Source organism: Methylorubrum populi (assembly GCF_002355515.1).
Lineage (GTDB): Bacteria > Pseudomonadota > Alphaproteobacteria > Rhizobiales > Beijerinckiaceae > Methylobacterium > Methylobacterium populi_A.
The window spans coordinates 793,848-813,234 of the sequence record NZ_AP014809.1 but is presented as its reverse complement, the minus strand read 5'-3'; the positions used below and the strand labels follow the sequence as shown (position 1 = coordinate 813,234).

Below are 19,387 nucleotides of genomic sequence, written 5' to 3'. Positions count from 1 at the left end.
TCTGGACGATTATTGTTCGTAGTAATTCGCCAGGGTTCGCTGGCGTTCAACTAGCCCTCATCTCAACGATTTCTGTGGCGCGTCTGTCGGCCTTCTGTTGGCCGGAACCCCGCAGCGGACCGCGACCTTACCTTGATCGAAGCCAAGGAGGTTCGCCGTGTCAGGTTCGAAGGTGCATACAGAGGCGACAGGTTCAGTGCCGCCTGGCCGCCCGCTTGGCGAGGTCAGCAAACCGGATGAAGAGCCGGATCTTGGGCCGACCGGACCGGCGACGGTAGAGGGCGAGAAGCCCGGCCCGCAGACCGGTGGGTACGATCAGCAGTCGCCGGATCACTCGTCCGACAACGCCAAAGGCGGCTACGGAGCAGGGTGATCCTGCTGAGCAGACCTATGGGAGGCGATGAGGCTGGCCCGGTTGTAAGCCGATCTGCTCGGCAATAACCGGGTCGAGCACATCGTGCGTGACTTCTGCCGTGTCGCAGAAATCCAGCTTGCGGATGACGGCAGCCATCGCTTCCCGAGTGTCTGTGGCCAGCACCGCGTACCGGAAGGCCGGCGGTTGCGCTTCATTGAAGCTGTACACTTGGATGATATGCGCCTGCATGCTGTCAGCAGGCAGTTCCTTCGATCGGGCGAACATGACCGCGATCTCCGCCCAGAGCCGCGATCGAGAGCAGAATTGCCTCGCAATGTGGGTCGCGCCGTGGGTAGGGAATATCTTCCACGCGCAAGTTGCTCACACAACTACCTAAATTGGGTTAGCGGGCGGAGAGCGTTTCCGCCAATGCAGTCTTCCGGCGCCGCTGTTTCCTCCTAACGGATTTTTCCAGCGGCGCTGACTATGCACGCTGCCCTCATCAGGCCCCTGAAATCCACGGTACGCCCCTATGACCGTACTGCTGTCTTACCGGTGTACGGTCCATCCGAACCCGCACCGCACCCAATCTCAACCGGGTCCTGAGCGATTCATCCCCTCCACGCTTCCGAGGCGCCGGCGATGCCGGGACAAACGGGACATTCGGGACATTTGTCCTGTTTGTCCGGGGTCCAGAGCGGGACAAACGGGACACGGACACTAAGGAGTGTCCCGTTTGTCCCGGTGGATGTCCAGCTAGGATAAAAGCGCAATCGGCAAGGCGAATGGAAGCCAACATGACCGGAAAGCCGACGCTCGTCTCTCTTCGTTCCGGTTCCGGCAACTGAACCTGCGTCAGCATGCGAGGTTGAGCAGGAGCCAACGAGAAGTGTCAATCGGCGTCCAATAGGGACCCAGGATCGGCGTCCAAAAGGGACCCACCCGCCGCGTATGAGCGCCGACGCAGAGGCCGATGCCGCGCAGCCGGTCGGGTCAGCGGAGCGGCATCGGCCTCGTCTCCAGCCTGACGGCGGATCGGGCCTCGGCTCTTTGAGACAATCGGCACTCAGCTGCGCGTCTTCAGCCGCCAGCTGGCATTGCCCGTTTCCAGGATATCGCAGTGGTGCGTGAGCCGGTCGAGTAGCGCCGTTGTCATCTTCGCGTCCCCGAACACGCTCGGCCACTCGCCAAACGGCAGGTTCGTCGTCACGATCATCGAGGTTCGCTCGTAGAGCCGGCTGACCAGATGGAACAGCATCTGCCCGCCAGCGCGCGGGAACGGTAGGTAGCCGAGTTCGTCCAGGATCACGAGGTCCATCCGTGCCAGCTGTGAGGCCAGCCGGCCGGCCTTGCCTGCCCGCGCCTCTGCCTCAAGCTGGTTGACCAGATCGACCGTGTTGAAGAAGCGCACCCGCGCCTCCCGCTCCCGCACACAGTTCGCCCCGATCGCGATGGCCAGATGCGTCTTACCCGAGCCCGTGCCGCCGATCAGCACCGCGTTGCGGCTGTCAGTCAGGAAGTTGCCCTGGTGCAGGTCGCGCACCATCGCCGCGTTCACCGGCGAGGCGGTCAGGTCAAACTCGGCCAGCGTCTTCAGGACCGGGAACTTCGCGTTGCCCATGCGGTAGGCCGTGGCCCGACTCTCCACGTCAGCCAGTTGCGCGGCCAGCAAATCCCCCACGACCCGCTCTGGCGCATGTCCGCGCTTGCCAGCTTGCGTGATGATCTCGTCGTAGGCGGCGCGCATGCCGCGCAGCTTGAGCTTGACCATCAGGTCGACGACGGTGTGTCGCTCCATCAGATCGCCTCCAGAGCGCGCAGGCCGTCGTAGCGCGCGCAATCCGCCGCAGGCTCGACCCCAAGCGTCAAGCTGGCGGGTGTTGGCACCGGCGCAGGGGGGACGCTCTCGCGGCTGCGCGCGAGCAGGTTGAGCACCGCATCGGCGCTGAACAGACGCGCGGCCAAGGCGGCGGTGCATGCAGCCTCGACCGCCCCCAGGCCTGCCTCGGGCACGGCCGAGAGGATCGCGACGAACTGCCGATCGCCATCGGCATGTGCACGCAACCGCTCGCGGATCTGAGCCAAGCCGCCGGGCAGGTCCCACTCACGGAAGGGCTCGCCGTTGCGCAACGCTCCGGGCTTGCGGGCCAGCACGGGCAGGTAGTGCCAGGGATCGTAGACGGTCTGGTAGCGGCCGAAGCAACGCGCATGCTCGGCCACGATCTGGCCGGTGAGGAAGATGGCGATCCGGTCGGCATAGGCACGCAGCTGCACGTGTCGCCCGGCGGCGCGGGCGGCCACCGAGTAGCGGTTGGAGTCGTAGCGCACGAGGCAGGTCTTGGAGGTGACCACCTCGACCTCGTGGAAGCCGTCGAACGCGCCGCGGTAGGGGATCAGCGCCGGCTGGTCCTCGGTCTCGAAGACCGCTTGGACGGTGCGGTCGCGTTGAACCGGATGGACCGCGGTGGAAGCCCAGAGCCGGCACTGCTGCTCGAGCCAGTGGTTGAGGTCGACCAGCGTCTCGAAACGCAGGACCGGCTTGAAGAAGCGGTTGCGGGCGGTGCGCACCTGGTTCTCGACCTGTCCCTTCTCCCAGCCCGCGCTGGGGTTGCAGGCGGTGGGCTCGGTCAGGTGATGCGAGCAGAGCTGAAGGAAGCGGCGGTTGAAGGTGCGCTGGCGACCCACGAAGATTGCCGAGACGGCGGTGCGCATGTTGTCGTAGATGCCGCGCCTGCAGGAGCCGCCGAAGAACCGGAAGGCGTGCTCATGGGCGTCGAAGACCATCTCCTGCGTCTCACGCGGGTAGGCTCGCAGCAGGAAGAGCCGGCTGTGGCAGAGCCGGATATGGGCGACTTTGACCTGCGTGGTGATGCCGGCAAGTCGGATGGTCTCGTGGCTCCAGTCGAACTGGTAGGCCTCACCCGGCGCGAAGGCGAGCGGCACGAACACACCAGCGGCGGTGGCGACATGCTCCGCAAACCAGCGTTGCGCGTAGCGGCGCACCGCGTCGTAGCCGCCGGCATAGCCCTCCGCCCGTAGCCCCTCAAACAGGCGCGTGAGGCTGAGGCGCTCGCGTTTGGGCTTGATCAACTCCTCGGCCAGCAGGACGTCGAGGCGCGCGATGTGTCCGTCGAGTTGCGGCCGGGGCTGGTGCTGGCGCTTGTAGGCGAAGGCGGTCTTGTCCGAGCGCAGCGCCTTGCGCACGACTTTGCGGGATAGGCGCAGCTCGCGCGAGATCTCCCGGATGCTCCGGTGCTCACGAAACAAGCGTCGGATCTTGGCGATGGTCTCCACGATCAACATCCCCGGCTGGCTCCCTGACCGTGAGCGGTAGGGAGCAAGAGATGCACGGGGGCGGGGTGGGTCCCTATTGGGCGCCGATCAGCCCCTCAGCCGGGTCCTTTTTCCACGCCGATACCCAAGAAGCCTTGGAGGAAACCAATGTCCCGACTGCACCTACTTTGCGGGGCTGTAGCGCTGACCGCCATCAGCTTTGCCCCTACCGCATTCGCTCAGGAAGGCGGCCCCTGCACGGACGACATCGCCAAACTGAAGCGCGAACTTGGTACGCAGGTCGGCCTGGGTGCGCCGGTCTCGGAGCCAGATTACGGTCAGCAGAAAGGCCCCAACGATACAGTTGGTAAGAGCGCCACAACGGGCACCGCGACCGGCAACACGGCCAAGCCAGTTGGAAGTTCTGAGACGGATCGGGCACAGCAAGGCGGCGCATCCCGTGAGAGCGGGGGGTCTCCGGGCACGGTTGGCGGCGTATCGGGACCAGTCGGCGCTGCCACTGGTACGGGCCAAGCTGATAGCGTTGCGGCCGGACGCGTTGCGACCTCGCCTGAGGATGTACGCCGGCAGTCAGAGAATCGTCCGACTGCTGCGGCGGACGCAGCGAAAGGCGGAGACGCTAAGGCTTCATCGGAGCGTTCCTCCGAAGACAAGGTTTCTCAGGCCAAGATGGCTCTTCAGCGTGCTGTGGACCTGAACGCTAAGGGTGATCAGGGCTGCCGAGAGGCAGTCAAGCAAGCTCAAGATCTGATGCCACAGAAGCAAGGTCGTTGAACGTTGATCACTGCGCATCTGTCTTAGGTCGGAGAAGATAATTGGCATGGTCAGGCTGAGTAGGTTTTAACCCTACGCGGAGTCGAGCTTCAGCCACAGATGATCGACTCCGCTCAGCTCGATAGATCCTACCAACCCTCTTCCGGTGACGCCAGAAAGGGCTCGGTTAAAGGTGCGCCGCTTGGTCTCCGCCCGCTTGGCCTCATCGCTGCCGTCTGCAGGGTAAGTGGCATAGAATGCCTCGCGAACCCGCTCGACGGCGACGGCTTTGACTTCCTGCCCCCCGGCGCCGAATGGCCAAGCGCGAATGCTGTGGTCTGCGAGGCCGGTGTTCAGCGCCTCCCTGAAGACCTTGAGAGACGTGGGCCACCGCTCCTTCACTGCTGCGGCGGCTGCTGCTGAGGTCCGATCCGTCTGCCACTGCACGATGCAGGTCGTGATCGGCTCCCGGTCGTAGGTCTCGCCGACGGTGACGACTTCCAACTCGTAGGGGATCTCGTAGCCGCAACGGCCGCCTCGCACCTTCCTCACGGCCATGCGTGTTTTGCTGATGCTACCGGCAGGATCGCGTTCGGCCAGCATGGCGAGGACCACATCTGCGGCGGCTTCCTTGGCTGAGGAGCCCCGCGTTCCAGTCTCGACCGCCTTGCCGAAGTGATCGACCCCGAGGACGAAGGCACCCGTCTGGTGACTCAGGGCCTCCATGGCGTTCATCACCCGCTGTGCCTCGGCGGCACTGTTTTCATCCATGAAGCCAGCACCGGCTGCCATCGTGTCGATGATGATCAGCGCCAGCGGGAGGTCGAACGCCTCAGCCAGGTGCTCGGCGGCAACCTTCGCGGTCTCAACGAGCTGCGGAACCGCATCCCCATCGAGGAGCCGGGGGCATTCCTCTATCCAGGCGAACGGCAGGCGTTCGGGTGCATGCTCGGCGAGCTTGCCTTGAACGATGCCGCGGAGGCGGATCGGGATCTCGAAGGCGCCCTCGGGGGCGATGAACAAGACACCGCCCTGCCGCATGACCTTTCGGCCCGCGAAAGGCAGCCCCGTCATCACGGATGCGCTGAGATCGAGGGCGCCGAAGGTCTTGCCGCCGCCCCACTGCCCGGCGAGCAAGCCCTTGCCGGTCTGGCCGATCATCTCGCGGATCAGCCACGCCCGGTCGGCATTCGGATCGGCATCGCCATGCCAGCGCAGCTCGATTGGCGTGCTCTGCCGCGGGCGAGGAAGGTCGGCGGCTCGGGGCCTCAGGCGCTCGATGGAGTAGGCAGGCTCAGACATGGTGCACCTGCAGGATGTCGTTGAGGTCGCTGCCGGGCGCCTTCGCCTTCACGGCGAACACCTCCCTGTCGTCGGAGCGCCACCGGCCTGCGCAGGCGCGGGCGGCACGCTCGCCGGCGGAATCATGATCGACCGCGATCCAGAGGCACTCGATGCCGGCCAGGGCCGGAAAGGCTGAGATGCCGCCCTCGTTCAGCACCGACCAGATCGGCGAGGCCCCGAACTCGGGGAGGTGCTGAAGCGATGCCGTGCTCTCGATGCCCTCGCCGATGCCGAGGCAGGTCGTCACCTCGGCGTCGGGGGTCCACTTCACGGCGCCGCCGGCTATCGGTCCGAGGGCGGCACGGTCCCGACCTGCCACTTGAATCTTATGGCCATCGAGGGAGAGTGCGGTTCGGTGGATCGCCTGCGGTCGGTCCGTGCGGATGTTGCGGACCAGTGCAACCATTGCCGGCGTATAAGTGCCTGCGAAGGGGCAGCCATCGTGATAGCGCAGCACTTCGCCCGGATTGGCAGGCAGGCCAAGTCCACGACGCGCTAAGTAGCTCTCGACAGGTGTGCCTGCCGGGTTTCGAGCCTCACGCCAGATGCGGAGGGCAAGTGCCGAGTGATCGGCTGGGCGCTTTCCGGCTTCCGGATCGAGCGGCTGCGCCGATGCGGCCTGCCTGACCTCCGTGAACACCTTCTGCTCACAGCTGAGCGAAAGCCCCAACCTTTGCCGTACAAAGTCCTTTGCGGCGAGTGGGTCGTCGCCGGCATGGCTGAAGGTCAAGAAGCCACCCGGTGCCGACGGGCTGAAGACGACACTGAGAGAGCGGTCGCGGGCGCTGTGGCCGACGCCAGGGCAGACAATGCCCCGGCCCGACACCTCGCCGCCGAGCCGATGCGCAGCGGTGCGGAGGTCCATCATCGGCGCACCTCCGGGCTGGGCCGTTCGATTGCAGCGTACGAGGCGAGCACGCGGCGCCGGTCCAGCGGCGCAAGCGCATCGAGAGCCTTCAAGGCAGCTGATAGTAACGCCGCATCGTTTTCCGCTTCCTTGAGCAACGCTCTCAACTGACCAGCGCGGGGGCCGATCAGGAGATGGACGACACTCCGCAACGCGCGCAGACGGGCACGTCGCTCGGCTAGATCGAGGTCATCCGCGAACGGTCCCCAGCGATCGGAAGCTGGGATCAGGGTAGAGGGGGACACGCTCATGCGCGCCTCCCGGTAGCGAAGGCGAGACTGGCGACAACACGCGCCTGCTCGGCGCTTAGGCCGTGCCGACGGCGGAGCCAATCCGCTTGAAGAACGAGGGGGAGCGCGATATCGTCGGAATTGTCAGCCGTCCAAGCGACAATTTCCGAGGCCCGCCGGCGTGCCACCGCCGCGCGGGCTTCGCTCTGTCTGAAGGCCATCCGCTACGCCGCCTCCCGCTCCAGAGAGGCAACAAAGGCGCGCATCGACTCATCCGTGATCCGGGTGGCCGAACCGATCTTGACGACCTTCAGCTTGCCCTCGCCGATTAGGCGGTAGAGCGTAGTCGTTCCGATGCCGAGAGCGTCTTTCACATCGTTCGGACGATGCAAAAGCTTCCCCGTTGACGCGCGCAGGTTCTCTGCGGCGCCCTGAACATTTTGCAAGTTCATGGCTGCTGTCCCTAGGAATTCACCGGTTGTGCGGCGAAGGCCAGAGAATACTGCGCGGGCTAGTTTGCTGCCTCAAGCGTTGAAGAGGGTCACGCCGAGGTCTGACCCTCTTTCTCTTTCAGGATCGCTTTGATCTCCCTGAGAATGCTGGCGTAGCCAAACCCTTCGGTCCCACTTTCGACACCGGCCCGCTTCCACACACCCTCTTCTATGCGGCGAGCGAACGCTTCGCTCTTACGAAGCCTCAAGCCTGCAGCGTTGACTTCCTCAATTATAGCCGTGCGAAGTGCAGAGTTTTTTGCCTCTGCTTCTTGCATTCGAGTTCTATTTGCTATGAATGCTTTTATAAGATCGGCCTCATTGTTTCCGCAAATGCTTCCAATTATCAGCGCGCTATCGAGGAACCTTGCGATCCGAAATTTATAGATTTCTCTGCTCTCTTTATCCACTGGCAGAGCTGCGAAGAGTTTTATGAAATCATCATAAATGACATGCATGTCGTCGAGCCGACTTTTGAGTTCCAGCCTGCCGTGTGGATCAAGTTTCGGGGAAGCAAGTAGCTCGCATGAAAGTCGATTGAACGCTGCGCTGACAGCTTCCTCAACCTCGGACTCAGTTTCGAATCCGCTTGCAACGAGGAGCGCGAGATCATGAAATGGCCTAGGCATTGAGAGATCCCTTGGTTGCCGAGCGCTCGATCACCGACAATGTTGCGCCCACGCGCCCATTAGCTCTCGTCGCTTCTGGAACAGGTCGCCGCGCCGGTAGGCCCGCTCAACCTTGCTCTCGATGGTGTGCGCCAGCGCCGCCTCGACCACCTCGGACGGGAAGGCTGTCGTCTCGCTGGCCCAGTCGCGGAACGAGCTGCGGAAGCCGTGCACCGTGAGGTCATCTCGGCCCATGCGCTCCAGCGTCTTCAGCATCGCCATGTTGGAGAGTGGTCGCCCGCGCTTGCCGCCGGGGAACACGAAGTCGCCCGATCGGATCGCTGCCATTTCGCGCAGGATCTGAAGCGCAGGGTCGGAGAGCGGTACGCGGTGCTCGGCGCCGGCCTTCATGCGCTCGGCCGGTACCGTCCACGCGCCCGCATCGAGGTCGATCTCCGACCACGTGGCGCCGATGGTCTCACCTGTCCGCGCTGCCGTGAGGATCGTGAAGGCGAGCGCCCTGGCGGAGACGCCGGGCTGCTCGGCCAAGGCATCCATGAACGCTGGCACCTCCGTGAAGGGCAGCGCGGCGTGGTGCTCGACCTTCTTCACGCGCGAGCGCTTCGGCAGCAGGTTGGCTAGGTGCCCCTTCCACCGTGCCGGGTTCTCCCCGCGTCGAAAGCCGCGGGTCGCCGCCCAATCAAGGATCGATTCGATTCGCCCCCGCACGCGGATCGCCGTCTCAGGCTTCGTTGCCCAGATCGGCTCCACAGCCTTCATGACGAGCGCGGTATCGACCGCCTGCACGGGCAGGTCACCGAAAGCGGGATGGGCGTAGGTGTCGAGCGTGGCCGCCCACTGCGCCGCATGCTTGGCATTGCGCCAGCCGGCCCTGTGCGCCTCGATATAGGTGGTGGCGCACTGGCGGAAGGTGATCGCCTTCGCCGCCTCAATGCGCGCCGCGTCACGTCGGGCATTTCGTGCCTCGATCGGGTCGATGCCTTCGGCGCAGAACTTCCGACAGGTGAGCGCCTTATCCCGCGCCTCGGCCAGAGAGAACGTCATGGCAGAGCCAAGGCCCATCTCGCGAGCCTTGCCATCGAGGGTGAAGCGGAAGATCCACGACTTCCCGCCCTTTCCGGTGACTTGGAGCCAGAGACCGCCGCCGTCGCCGTACATGCCCGGCGTCTTCAGCTTAGCCACGCCAAGGGCTGTGAGTTTGCCCTGCATCCGATCCGTTCCCACGATGCTACCCACATCGTAATCGCGAATTTGGACAAGCGCCAGCGGCCCGCCGCGAACGGCAGGCTGTCGAACTCGCAATGATTTGAAGGCTTTAGCGGTTAGCAGCGAATGGCTGCGAACAGGTATCTGGCGGAGGGAGCGGGATTCGAACCCGCGATACCGTTTCCGGTATACACACTTTCCAGGCGTGCGCCTTCAACCACTCGGCCACCCCTCCGGAACCCGCCGGGGACCGACGCGCGCTCGGCGCGGGCGGTGGTCACTTGCGGCAGGTGGCGGGTCTGTAGCCGGGGCGCCGACATCTGGCAAGGCGAAGAATGCCACAGAATGCGTGTCGTCTGCGCCGCCGGACCGCCGCCCGGTGCATGACCGAGCGGCGCAGGGACTCACGCGATGCGGCGAGGCCGGTCCGCGGCGGTCGCTTGCGGGGCCGGTGACGGACCGGCCGGGGCGTTGACCGGTGCCGGCGTCGGTAGCGCCGACGGGGTACCGGCACCGGTCTGGAGGAAACCGGGCGTCGAGGGCGCCGGGCTGTCGGCCGTGACCGGAGCCGGTGTGAGCACTGCCGGAACCTCGGTCGGCGCGGTCTGCGCGGTCGGAGCCGGCGCGTCATCCTCCTCGGGACCGGCCAGGATCTCGGGCGGCGTCTTCCACACGAAGGCGTCGAGGCGGCCCGTGACCGGCGAGACCGGTGCCCAGCGTTCGGAGATGACGCCGTCGGCAATCCAGGCCGGGTCGCGCGGAGCGCGGGCGGCGCGGGCGAGCCACTCGCGGGAGCGCCCGCTCTCGGCCCCGTTCTCGGCGGCCTCAATTCGCGCCATCATCCGGCAGACGCGCGCCGTCGGCCGGTCGTCGGCCAACGGTGCGAGCGCCTCGCGGGCACGCGCGAAATCCTTGGCCTCGGTCGCGGCCTGGGCGATCACGAGGCGCGATTCCGGATCCCAGGACGAGAGCTTGGCGAGGTTCTCGGCGCGGGCCAGACGGTCGCGGGCGGAATCACCGGTGCGCAGATTCAGGTAAACCTTGGCGAGTTCCGGATGCGGGGTCGCCTTCCAGGCCGCCTCGACGATCTTTGCGGCCTTGCGCAGGTCGTTGCGCCGGGCGAGCAGCCGGCCAGCGATGACCGCCGCCGGCACGAGGTCCGGGGCGAGCTTGACCGCCTTCAGCGCCTGCTCGGTCGCGGTGTCGGGCTCGCCGGCCTCGTGGCGCTGCGCCGCCGCCGTGAGCAGGACCGCACGCTGGCGGCGCGCGGCGTGCTTGTCCATCAGGCCGAGAGCGGCGCGGCGCTCCACGGTCTCGGTCGCAGCCGACCACTCGCCGTCGGCGCATTGCGCCTCCAGAACCGCCTCGTTCGCCCAGGTGACGCTCGGCGCGAGCCGGGCGGCCTCGGCGGCGTAGGCGCGGGCCGCCCCGTCGTCCTCGCGGCGACGGGCCTCCACGAACAGGCCGCGCAGGCCCAGCACCCGGGTCTCGGGATCGTCCGCCATCCGCTTGAACGCCTGCTCGGCCGCGTCCCGGTCGCCGGAGATCTGGGCGGCCTGGGCCTTGAGAAGCAGGGTCAGCGGCTGGCTGCCGAGCAGGCGCTCGGCGTCGCCGGCATGGCGCCGGGCCGCGAGCGGGTCACCGGAGCCGACGGCGATCATGCCGCGCGAGAGCGAGGCGAGACCCTTGTTGCGGCGGCGCTCGCGGGTGGAGCGGCTGATGCTGGCCGGCAGACCGATCACGCCGGTGACGATCGCCCAGATGAGGCCGAGGACGATCGCCGCCACCAGCACGCCGGTGAGCGCGATGGCGAGGCTCATGCCGATCTCGTAGCCGTTCCAGACGACGGTCACGGTGCCCGGATGGTCGGCGATCCACACCGCGCCGTAGGCGGCGACGGCCAGGAGGGCCAGGAAGACGAGGGCGCGCCACATGGGTCAGGGCCTCCTTGGAAGCACGGGGAGCGGGCGCACGCGGCCCGGGCAGAGTGGAAGGGGGGAACGCCGCACGGGGCGCGGCTCGTTCATCGTCATCGCGAAAAGCTCCCGCCGGTCAGCGTGCGGGCGGCAGGCCGGTGAAGGCGTCGGCCAGCAGGCCTTGCGCCGCGCGGCCCGCCTCGGCCCGCGCTGAGAGCCGGGCGCCGAAATCGCCGCCCAGGGCCCGCGCCTCTTCGGGCAGGGCGGCATAGGCCTTGGCCGCCTCGGCGAGGTCGCCGCGGTCGAGGGCCGCCTGGACCTGCGCGGTCGAGGCCTCGCTGCCCGTACTCGACGGTGCGCCGCCCGAAGCCGGTCCCTCGACTCGCTTCACCTGCACCAGGGAACTGGCCATGCTCATCAGCCGGTCGCCCACATTGCCGGTTTCGGCCACGGCCTTCGCCTGGGCCGCGCGCTTGGCGTCGGCGATCTTCTCGGAGATCCGGCGGAACTCCGCCGCGAGACCGGCCGCAGTCGGCGCGCCCTTGTCGGCGAAGGGCGCAAGCGCGTCGAGGCGCTTGGAATCGGCCGGCTCGAGGTTGCGCAGGCTCGCGAGCGCGTCCGGATAGGGCTGGCCCGCCTCCAGCGCCGAGGCGATCCGGTCGGCCGCGACGATGCGCAGGGCCGATTGCACCGTGGCCTGCTTGGCGCTCTGATCGACCGCCTTGTCGAGGCTGGCGATCCGCTCCGACTGCTCCTGCAGCTTGTCCTGAAGTTTGCGCTCCAGGCCCTGCACGGTCTCGTCGGTGCGGGTCCGGGCCGCGTCGGCGGCCTGTTTGCCCGCCTGCGTCGCCTCCTGCGCGGCCTGGCTCGCGGCGGCGATGCGGCTCTCGAGAGCCTTCTGCACCTCGTCCAGGCGCTTGCCGAGCGCGGCCTCGGCCTCCTCGTCGGCCTTGGTGCGGGACGCGACCTCGCTCTGCAGCGCCGCGATCTTGTCCGAGAGATCGGACGACGCGGTCTTGCTGCCGTTCGCTTCGAGCGCCTTGATCCGGTCGTCGAGGGCCGAGAGCGCCGCCGGATCGGCCGCGGGCGCGGTCTTCACCTCCGCGGTGCCGTCGCGGCCGGGCTCCTCCTGCAGGGCCGAGACGCGCTGGTCGAGGGCGTCGAGACGGGCCACGAGATCCGCGGGAACAGCGGCGGGCGCCGGGGCCGAGCCGTCGGCGGCCGGTGTGACACCCGCCTTCTGCAGCGCCTCGTTGGCGCGCTCCGTCGCGGCTTTCGCGGCCGCCTCCGCCCGGGCAACCGCGTCGGGCAAGGGCTTGAGGGCCTGTTCGTTGGCGGCGAGGCGCTTGTCGAGGCCCGCCACGGCATCCTTCGTGGCGAGGCCGGCGATCGACTGATCGAACGCGGCCAGCCGCGGATCGGCTCCCCGCTGGTAGGTGGTGACGCCGTAGAGCAGCCCGGCACCGATCAGACCGCCGAGCAGCCCTGAGGCGGCCACCGAACCGAAGCCCGGACCGCTGCGCGCCGCCGGCGGGGCCGTCTTGGGCGCGTCACCGGGCGTGGCTTTGGGCGAGGCGGAGGGGCCCGCCCCCGCCTTGCCGGTATCGGGTTTTGCGCCCGGCTTCGCGGCCTCCGCCGGGTCGGAGAGGCGCTTGGCCTTCAGGTCGAGGATCGGCCCGTCGGTGAGCGAGGCCGTCTCCGTCACCCGGGTGGCCCCCTGCGCCGTTCCGGACTTCGCATCCGGCTTGGTGTCCTGAGGCTTGGCGTCCTGAGGCTTGGCGTCCTGAGGCTTGGCGTCCTGAGGCTTGGCGTCCTGAGGCTTGGCGTCCTGAGGCTTGGCGTCCTGAGGCTTGGCGTCCTGAGGCTTGGTATCTTGTGGCTTGGCGCTTCCCGAAGCCGGGGTCTCCGGCTTCACGGCGCTGCTTCCGGTCGCGCCGGCTTTGAGGGGGGCTTCCGGCTTCGCGTCGGCGGGCTTGGTCCCGGCCGCGCTCGGCGGCACGGCGCTGCTTCCGGTCGTGCCCGGCTTCAACGGGGCGCTGCCCCCGGCCGAAGCGGAGTTCGTAGGACCGGAGGTCGTGGAGCCGGCGGCGGTCGGGGAGGCGGACCCGGCCGACGGCCGTCCCGGCTCGGTGGGCTTGCCCGACATCGGTCCAGTGGCCATGGCGGGGCCGGCGGGAGGAACGGCGCTGCTGCCGGTCGGCCCCGGCTTGACCGGCGCGTCCGCCCTCACGTCCTGCGGACGGCCCGAGGCTCCTGTCGGCCCGCTGCCGGACAGGGCGCTGCTGCCGGTCGGCCCGGGCTTCACCGGTTCGGACTTCACAGGCTCTGACTTGGTCGGCTCAGCCGCGGCCGGCCCGGCCTTGGTCGGGTCGGGCTTCGCGGCGGAGGCGGTTGCGGACGGCTCGGCCGGCTTGCCCGTCACCTTGGAGTCGGCAGGCCGGGCCGAATCCTTCGTCGAGTCCTTGGCCGGCTCCTTGCCTTGCTGGAGAGACCTGCCTTGCTCGGGAGACTTGGCACCGTCCCTGGGGCCGTCCTTGGGTGAAGTCACGGGCGTTCGCTCCATTCAGCCGCCGCACCGGCGCAATCTGCTCCCATAAAAGAGCGGAACCGCGCCGTCATCCATTGGAACCGCTTGCGGGCTCCTTCTCAGACACTCCGGCCCATCTCACCCTTCGCAGCGGCCCGCAGGGCGTCACGAGGGCGTTCAGTCCGAAGCCGCAAGACCGGCGAGGAGTGCCTCCTCGCTCGGGCGCGCCGCCACAAAATGGGCCGCAATGCCGAGCTCGACCAGTCCTGCGGCCACGTCCGGGGACAGGCAGTAATGCGCCAGCGCCCGAAACGCTCCGCTCAGACCCGCCTCACGACACAGCCGACCGGCGATTTCGGCGCTGCGCCGGGAGAAGTGCAAGGCGGCCGTGAGCGGTGGGGCGCCGTCCCGGCCCGCGAGCGCCCGGCCCACCGGGTCGGGCAGCGCCGCCTCGGCCCGGGCCGCGTAGGCGGTCCAGGTCGTGACGCGGTAGCCGTCGGCCGTGAGACGCGCGGCCGGCTCCGCCTTGCGATCCTCGCCCGCGGCGTGGAGGAGCGCGCCGCCCGGCCTCACATGCGCCGCGATCAGCCGGGCCAGATCGGCGGCGTCCCCATCGGCGCAGAGGACGGAGTGCAGGCCCGCCTGCGCCGCCCGCTCGGCGGTGCGGCGGCCGACGGCGAAGACCGGCGCCACGGGCAGGGCCGCCCCGGCGAGCGGCAGGGCCGCGTTGGCGCTCGTCAGGATCAGGCCGTCGAAGCGGCCGGCGGGCGGCGGGTCGTCGCCCGGTCCGATCCGGAGCACGGGGGCCAGGAGCGGCTCGTGGCCGAGTTCGGCCAAGTGCCGCGCCGTGCGTCCCGCGCCCGGCTCGGGCCGCGACACCCAGATCCGCATGCGCCCGCCATTCCTCACGTCATCCCCTCACGCCGTCCACAGAATCCGTCGGCCGCATGCATCACCTGTATCCGCCGCCGGTTTCGTCGTAGACGTGTCCGCGCGAGCGGTCCGAGCCAGCTTTCGCGAGACATGGAGTAGGCGGGCCGGCCCCCGGCGCGCAACGGTGCGTGGACGTCAGCGTGACACTCATGAAGATCCTCGGCATCGAGACCACCTGCGACGAGACCGCCGCCGCGGTCGTGACGCTCGGGGAGGACGAGCGCGGGCAGATCCTCGCCAACGAGGTCTTGAGCCAGATCGCCGAGCACGCGGCCTATGGCGGTGTCGTGCCCGAGATCGCCGCCCGCGCCCATGTCGAGGTGCTCGACCGGCTGATCGCCCGGGCACTCCAGCGGGCGGGAACGACGCTGAACGAGATCGACGGCATCGCGGTTGCCGCCGGGCCCGGCCTGATCGGCGGCGTCCTGATCGGCCTCGTCACCGCCAAGACCCTCGCCCTCGTCGCCCGCAAGCCGCTCCTGGCGGTCAACCACTTGGAGGCGCACGCGCTGACGCCGCGGCTCACCGATGGGCTCGCCTTCCCCTACCTGCTGCTTCTCGCCTCCGGCGGCCACACCCAGCTCGTCGCGGTGAAGGGGGTGGGCGACTACGTCCGGCTCGGCACCACCATCGACGATGCCGTCGGCGAGGCGTTCGACAAGGTCGCCAAGCTATTGGGGCTCGGCTATCCCGGCGGCCCGGAGGTGGAGCGGCAGGCCCAGAGCGGGGACCCGGAGCGCTTCGCGTTGCCGCGGCCGATGCTGGGTCGACGGCAGGCGGATTTCTCGCTCTCCGGGCTCAAGACGGCCCTGCGCATCGAGGCCGAACGGCTCGAGCCGCTCGCCTCGCAGGACGTGGCGGATCTCTGCGCGAGCTTCCAGGCGGCGGTGGTGGATGTGGTGGTGGACCGCGTCCGCGTCGCCCTGCGCGCCTTCGCAGGTGTCGCCGGGCATCCGACCGCGCTCGTCGCCGCCGGCGGCGTGGCCGCCAACGGGGCCATCCGCCGGGCTCTCGCCGCGCAGGCGGGAGAGGTCGGGCTGAGCTTCGTCGCCCCGCCGCTGCCGCTGTGCGGCGATAACGGGGCGATGATCGCCTGGGCCGGGCTGGAGCGCCTGCGGCTCGGCCTCGTCGACGACCTCACCGTGCCGGCCCGCGCCCGCTGGCCCTTCGCGGAGGCCGCACCGGCCGCCTGAGATCAGGCGAGCGCGCGGGCGGAGGCGGTCACCTTCTGCACGGATTGATCGACCTCGCTCGCGGCATAGGCGATGCCGTCGGCATTGCCGCGGACGGATTCCACGCTTCGCGCGGCGGTCTGCATGTTGGTCGCGATCTCCTGCGTGACCGCCGCCTGCTCGGTGACGGCGGAGGAGACGCTCATCGAGATCTCGCTCAGATCGGTGATGGTCGAGACGATCGCGCGGATCGCCTCGACGGCCCGGGCGGAGGAATCCTGCACGGCGGCGATCTGCTGGCCGATATCCTCGGTGGCGCGCGAGGACTGGCTCGCCAGCGCCTTCACCTCGGTGGCGACCACCGCGAAGCCGCGGCCGGCCGCTCCGGCGCGGGCCGCCTCGATCGTGGCATTGAGGGCGAGCAGGTTGGTCTGGTCGGCGATCGAGCGGATCACGGAGACCACCTCGCCGATGCGCTCGGCGGTGGCGGTCAGGCCGCTGACGATGCCGCCCGCCTCCTCGGCGCGGGTCACGGCCGCGTCGGCGGCGGTCTTGGCCTGCGAGGCGTGGCGGCTCAATTCCGAGATCGAGGCCGCGAATTCCTCGGCGCCGGCGGCGACCGCCTGGACGTTGCTGGAGGTGACCGCGACGGCTGCCGCCGTGTCTCTGGCTTGCCGGTTGACGTCCGACATCGCTTCCGTGATGGCACCGAGATCGGTTTCGATCATGCGCTGGCCTTCGGCGCGTCGCAGCCGGTCGGCGACCGCCTGCGTCACGTCGCTGGCGAACTTCACCACGGCACAGGGCCGCCCCTCCTGGTCGTAGACCGGGTTGTACGAGCCGTAGATCCAGATCTCGCGCCCGCCCTTGGCGATCCGCCGGAACTCGCCGGCCTGATAGGTGCCGCTGCCCAGATCCTTCCAGAAGTTGCCGTAGGCTTGAGTCCGGGCCTCGGCGGGATCGACGAACATGCTGTGATGCCGCCCGCGGATCTCGTCGAGCCTGTAGCCCATCGCGTTCAGGAAATTCTCGTTGGCATCCGTGATCGTGCCGTCGAGGCCGAAATGGATCACCGCCTGGGAACGGTTGATCGCGGCGATCTGCCCCTCATAGCCCGCGTTGCGCTGGGTCTGGGCGGTGATGTCGCTGGCGAACTTCACCACCTTGTAGGGCCGCCCACGTCGATCGAGGATCGGGTTGTAGGAGGCCTGAATCCAGACCGACCGGCCTCCCTTGGCGATCCGGCGGAACTCGCGGGCCTGGAACTCGCCGCGGCGAAGCGCTTCCCAGAAGGCCTTGTATTCCGGGCTCTCGCGCTGTTCCGGCGGCATGAAGATCGCGTGCGGGCGGCCGCGCACCTCATCGAGTGTGTAGCCGACAAGGTTGAGGAAGTTGGCGTTGGCGTTCGTGATGGTTCCGTCCATCGCGAATTCGATACGGCCTTGAGCACGGTCGACGGCGGCAAGGACCGAATCTTGTTCGGAATGGAAGATCGCCACGGCTGAATGTCCCAGGCATCATGTGTTTCGGCAAAAATGTTCTTGCAGAATGTTGTTAATTGACCGTTAATTTCGCAACTTTCGACCAGTATGCGACGCAATGACACCAGTCAAAGATCAAGAAATTCATTGGAATGAAAATATAAATATTTTATAGCAATTGTTATGATGAGTTTGGTGATTTGAAAATCAAGACTGGGTTGAGAGCAAGCCTCTGATCGTATGCGGCTCGGCAGCGAAGATCGAACCGGTGCAATCGTAGGGAACCAATTGCCAGCTCTGGCCGGGGTTGTGCCGCGAAGACCTTTCGACGCAGGTCCGTAACGGAAAATGCTTTCGCACATCGATGCGGTCACGGCTGGAAACCGATGTGTATCGGCTTCCATGCCTGCGATGACCGCGCATCGCCGGTGCGGGCACGGATCGCGCAGGATCGTGGATCGGTGCTCGCTCTTCCGCCGACAGGTCGTTATCGCGGGTCTGACGATGTGGCGCCGGGCCGACACCTTGGCTGTCACCGGCCGGGATGAACCGGGTTCCCGATGGAGGCGGACATGAAGTCAGGCACGCAGCGGCGGGACGAGGTCGTCGCCGTCGTCGGTGGCGGTTCCTGGGGAACGGCGCTGGCCAACGCCGCCGCCGCGGCGGGACGCCCGGTCACGCTCTGGATGCGCGATTCCGAGGCCGCTGCGCGGATGGAGCAGATGCGCGCCAACGAGCGCTATCTGCCCGGTGTCCCCCTGCATCCGGGCGTGCGGGCGACCGCCGAGGCCGCCGACCTGAAGCCAGCGGGCACGGTTCTGCTCGTCGTGCCGGCACAGACCCTGCGCGGTGTACTCGCGGCGCTCGCGCCCTCGCTTTCGCCCGGTGCCGCGGTGGTGCTCTGCGCCAAGGGGATCGAGCGCGGCAGCGACGCCTTCATGAGCGCGGTGGCGGCGGAGGTGCTGCCGGCGGATAGGCCGATCGCGGTGCTGTCGGGACCGAGCTTCGCCTCCGATGTCGCCCGCGGCCTGCCCACGGCCGTAACGCTTGCGGCGGCGGACGGTGCGGCGGCGGCGCGGCTCGCCGGCCTGCTCTCGGGACCGGCGTTCCGGCTCTACCACACCGACGACGTGCGCGGGGTCGAGGTGGGAGGAGCGGGCAAGAACGTGCTCGCGATCGCGGCCGGCATCGTCGCGGGCCGCGGGCTCGGCGAGAGTGCCCGCGCCGCGCTGATCGCCCGTGCCTTCGCCGAGCTGATGCGCTTTGCCCGTGCCTATGGCGGCCGGGCGGAGACGTTGATGGGTCTGTCGGGCCTGGGCGACCTCGTTCTCACGGCGTCCTCGCCGCAATCGCGCAATTTCGCCTTCGGCGAGCGCCTGGGGAAGGGCGCCTCGCCCGAGGAGGCCGCGGGCGGCAAGCTCGTGGAAGGCGCCTTCACCGCGCAGGCCTTGATCGACCTCGCTCGGACGCGGGAGATCGAGATGCCCGTGGCCGAGGCGGTGGCGGCCGTGGTGGCCGGCGCGCTGACGGTCGATGAGGCGATGGTCCGCCTGCTGTCGCGGCCTCTCAAGGCGGAGACGGCGTGAGCGGCCGCCCTGCCCGGCCGTCCGCCGACCGGATGAGGGCGAAGCGATGCACGCCCTTCAAGCGCGGCCGGATTTTCGATAAGCGAGGGCGCCCTTCCGACGGAGCCGTCCCGCGCCATGGCCTACTGGCTGTTCAAGTCCGAACCCTCGACCTGGTCATGGGACCAGCAGGTCGAAGCGGGGGAGGAGGGGACCTTCTGGAACGGTGTGCGCAACCACCTCGCCAAGAAGCAGATGCAGGCGATGCAGGTCGGCGAGCGCGGCTTCTTCTACCATTCCAATGAGGGCAAGGCCGTCGTCGGCATCGTCGAGGTGATCAAGCCCTATTATCCCGACCATACCGACGAGAGCGGACGCTTCGGCATGGTCGATGTGCGGGCTGTGGCGCCGATGCCGCGCCCTGTGACCCTCGACGCCATCAAGGCGGAGGCCGCGCTCAAGGAGATGGCTCTCGTCACCAATTCGCGCCTCTCGGTCCAGCCGGTGACGGCGGCGGAATGGGCCGAGGTGTGCGCCATGGGCGGGTTCGACGCCCGCTGAGGCAGTCTTTCGCGCGGGTCTGC

At 68.1% G+C, this 19,387-nt stretch carries 16 protein-coding genes and 1 tRNA gene; 3 read left to right on the top strand and 14 right to left on the bottom strand.

Annotated features, from left to right (window positions below; translation table 11 throughout):
- Nucleotides 1–388: 388 nt before the first annotated feature.
- From MPPM_RS03710 to MPPM_RS03650, 13 genes are all read right to left on the bottom strand, one after another.
- Complete coding sequence (locus MPPM_RS03710; protein ID WP_096483902.1) at nucleotides 389–640, bottom strand: hypothetical protein; 252 nt, start codon at nucleotides 638–640, stop codon at nucleotides 389–391.
- Nucleotides 641–1,421: 781 nt separating this feature from the next.
- Nucleotides 1,422–2,153 (bottom strand): IS21-like element helper ATPase IstB, encoded by a 732-nt coding sequence (gene istB / locus MPPM_RS03705; RefSeq protein ID WP_096483901.1) that lies wholly within the window; start codon nucleotides 2,151–2,153, stop codon nucleotides 1,422–1,424.
- The gene (gene istA / locus MPPM_RS03700) at nucleotides 2,153–3,658 is read right to left on the bottom strand and encodes an IS21 family transposase (RefSeq protein ID WP_096483900.1); all 1,506 of its coding nucleotides are present in this window, start codon (nucleotides 3,656–3,658) and stop codon (nucleotides 2,153–2,155) included. Before istA ends, istB begins: the two co-directional genes overlap by 1 nt.
- Nucleotides 3,659–4,495: 837 nt before the next feature.
- A complete protein-coding gene (locus MPPM_RS03690) occupies nucleotides 4,496–5,704 on the bottom strand; it encodes an ATP-binding protein (protein ID WP_096483898.1) in 1,209 nt (402 codons plus the stop codon).
- Nucleotides 5,697–6,614 carry a DUF7146 domain-containing protein gene (locus MPPM_RS03685; protein ID WP_096483897.1) on the bottom strand — a complete coding sequence of 306 codons (918 nt, stop codon included), beginning with the start codon at nucleotides 6,612–6,614 and terminating at the stop codon, nucleotides 5,697–5,699. Before MPPM_RS03685 ends, MPPM_RS03690 begins: the two co-directional genes overlap by 8 nt.
- A complete protein-coding gene (locus MPPM_RS03680) occupies nucleotides 6,611–6,904 on the bottom strand; it encodes a hypothetical protein (protein ID WP_197705067.1) in 294 nt (97 codons plus the stop codon). The genes MPPM_RS03685 and MPPM_RS03680 overlap by 4 nt, the downstream gene beginning before the upstream one ends.
- Before the next feature lie 203 nt (nucleotides 6,905–7,107).
- A complete protein-coding gene (locus MPPM_RS03675) occupies nucleotides 7,108–7,335 on the bottom strand; it encodes a helix-turn-helix domain-containing protein (protein WP_096483896.1) in 228 nt (75 codons plus the stop codon).
- An 89-nt stretch (nucleotides 7,336–7,424) separates the two neighbouring features.
- Nucleotides 7,425–8,003, bottom strand: coding sequence for a hypothetical protein (locus MPPM_RS27780; RefSeq protein WP_157914099.1), 579 nt, complete (start codon nucleotides 8,001–8,003; stop codon nucleotides 7,425–7,427).
- Between the two features lie 30 nt (nucleotides 8,004–8,033).
- Nucleotides 8,034–9,212, bottom strand: coding sequence for a tyrosine-type recombinase/integrase (locus MPPM_RS03670; RefSeq protein WP_096483895.1), 1,179 nt, complete (start codon nucleotides 9,210–9,212; stop codon nucleotides 8,034–8,036).
- A 142-nt stretch (nucleotides 9,213–9,354) separates the two neighbouring features.
- Nucleotides 9,355–9,444 (bottom strand) — tRNA-Ser (locus tag MPPM_RS03665).
- 169 nt (nucleotides 9,445–9,613) lie between these two features.
- Nucleotides 9,614–11,143, bottom strand: a complete 1,530-nt coding sequence (locus MPPM_RS03660) for a heme biosynthesis protein HemY (RefSeq protein ID WP_096483894.1) — start codon at nucleotides 11,141–11,143, stop codon at nucleotides 9,614–9,616.
- A 118-nt stretch (nucleotides 11,144–11,261) separates the two neighbouring features.
- Nucleotides 11,262–13,673, bottom strand: a complete 2,412-nt coding sequence (locus MPPM_RS03655; RefSeq protein ID WP_096487702.1) for a COG4223 family protein — start codon at nucleotides 13,671–13,673, stop codon at nucleotides 11,262–11,264.
- Between the two features lie 156 nt (nucleotides 13,674–13,829).
- Entirely contained in the window at nucleotides 13,830–14,543 is a 714-nt protein-coding gene (locus MPPM_RS03650; RefSeq protein ID WP_096483893.1) for a uroporphyrinogen-III synthase, read from the bottom strand.
- Nucleotides 14,544–14,734: 191 nt separating this feature from the next.
- Between MPPM_RS03650 and tsaD the strand changes: the two genes are divergently transcribed.
- A complete protein-coding gene (gene tsaD / locus MPPM_RS03645) occupies nucleotides 14,735–15,778 on the top strand; it encodes a tRNA (adenosine(37)-N6)-threonylcarbamoyltransferase complex transferase subunit TsaD (RefSeq protein WP_096483892.1) in 1,044 nt (347 codons plus the stop codon).
- 2 nt (nucleotides 15,779–15,780) lie between these two features.
- Here tsaD and MPPM_RS03640 read toward each other — a convergent pair whose 3' ends face one another.
- On the bottom strand, nucleotides 15,781–17,256 hold the full coding sequence (locus MPPM_RS03640) for a methyl-accepting chemotaxis protein (RefSeq protein ID WP_096483891.1): 1,476 nt from the start codon (nucleotides 17,254–17,256) through the stop codon (nucleotides 15,781–15,783).
- Between the two features lie 542 nt (nucleotides 17,257–17,798).
- On the opposite strand from MPPM_RS03640, the gene MPPM_RS03635 reads away from it, so the two are divergent.
- Both MPPM_RS03635 and MPPM_RS03630 read left to right on the top strand, forming a co-directional pair.
- Nucleotides 17,799–18,824, top strand: coding sequence for an NAD(P)H-dependent glycerol-3-phosphate dehydrogenase (locus MPPM_RS03635; RefSeq protein ID WP_096483890.1), 1,026 nt, complete (start codon nucleotides 17,799–17,801; stop codon nucleotides 18,822–18,824).
- Nucleotides 18,825–18,941: 117 nt separating this feature from the next.
- A complete protein-coding gene (locus MPPM_RS03630) occupies nucleotides 18,942–19,364 on the top strand; it encodes an EVE domain-containing protein (protein ID WP_096483889.1) in 423 nt (140 codons plus the stop codon).
- The last annotated feature ends 23 nt before the right edge of the window (nucleotides 19,365–19,387 follow it).

Bases quoted from the DNA above. Each gene is read 5' to 3' on its own strand.
- tsaD (WP_096483892.1), top strand. From the start codon at position 14,735: ATGAAGATCCTCGGCATCGAGACCACCTGCGACGAGACCGCCGCCGCG.
- MPPM_RS03710 (WP_096483902.1), bottom strand. From the start codon at position 640: ATGTTCGCCCGATCGAAGGAACTGCCTGCTGACAGCATGCAGGCGCAT.
- MPPM_RS03635 (WP_096483890.1), top strand. From the start codon at position 17,799: ATGGAGGCGGACATGAAGTCAGGCACGCAGCGGCGGGACGAGGTCGTC.
- MPPM_RS03660 (WP_096483894.1), bottom strand. From the start codon at position 11,143: ATGTGGCGCGCCCTCGTCTTCCTGGCCCTCCTGGCCGTCGCCGCCTAC.
- MPPM_RS03690 (WP_096483898.1), bottom strand. From the start codon at position 5,704: ATGTCTGAGCCTGCCTACTCCATCGAGCGCCTGAGGCCCCGAGCCGCC.
- MPPM_RS03650 (WP_096483893.1), bottom strand. From the start codon at position 14,543: ATGCGGATCTGGGTGTCGCGGCCCGAGCCGGGCGCGGGACGCACGGCG.
- MPPM_RS03630 (WP_096483889.1), top strand. From the start codon at position 18,942: ATGGCCTACTGGCTGTTCAAGTCCGAACCCTCGACCTGGTCATGGGAC.
- MPPM_RS03680 (WP_197705067.1), bottom strand. From the start codon at position 6,904: ATGAGCGTGTCCCCCTCTACCCTGATCCCAGCTTCCGATCGCTGGGGA.
- MPPM_RS03685 (WP_096483897.1), bottom strand. From the start codon at position 6,614: ATGATGGACCTCCGCACCGCTGCGCATCGGCTCGGCGGCGAGGTGTCG.
- MPPM_RS27780 (WP_157914099.1), bottom strand. From the start codon at position 8,003: ATGCCTAGGCCATTTCATGATCTCGCGCTCCTCGTTGCAAGCGGATTC.
- MPPM_RS03670 (WP_096483895.1), bottom strand. From the start codon at position 9,212: ATGCAGGGCAAACTCACAGCCCTTGGCGTGGCTAAGCTGAAGACGCCG.
- MPPM_RS03675 (WP_096483896.1), bottom strand. From the start codon at position 7,335: ATGAACTTGCAAAATGTTCAGGGCGCCGCAGAGAACCTGCGCGCGTCA.
- istB (WP_096483901.1), bottom strand. From the start codon at position 2,153: ATGGAGCGACACACCGTCGTCGACCTGATGGTCAAGCTCAAGCTGCGC.
- istA (WP_096483900.1), bottom strand. From the start codon at position 3,658: ATGTTGATCGTGGAGACCATCGCCAAGATCCGACGCTTGTTTCGTGAG.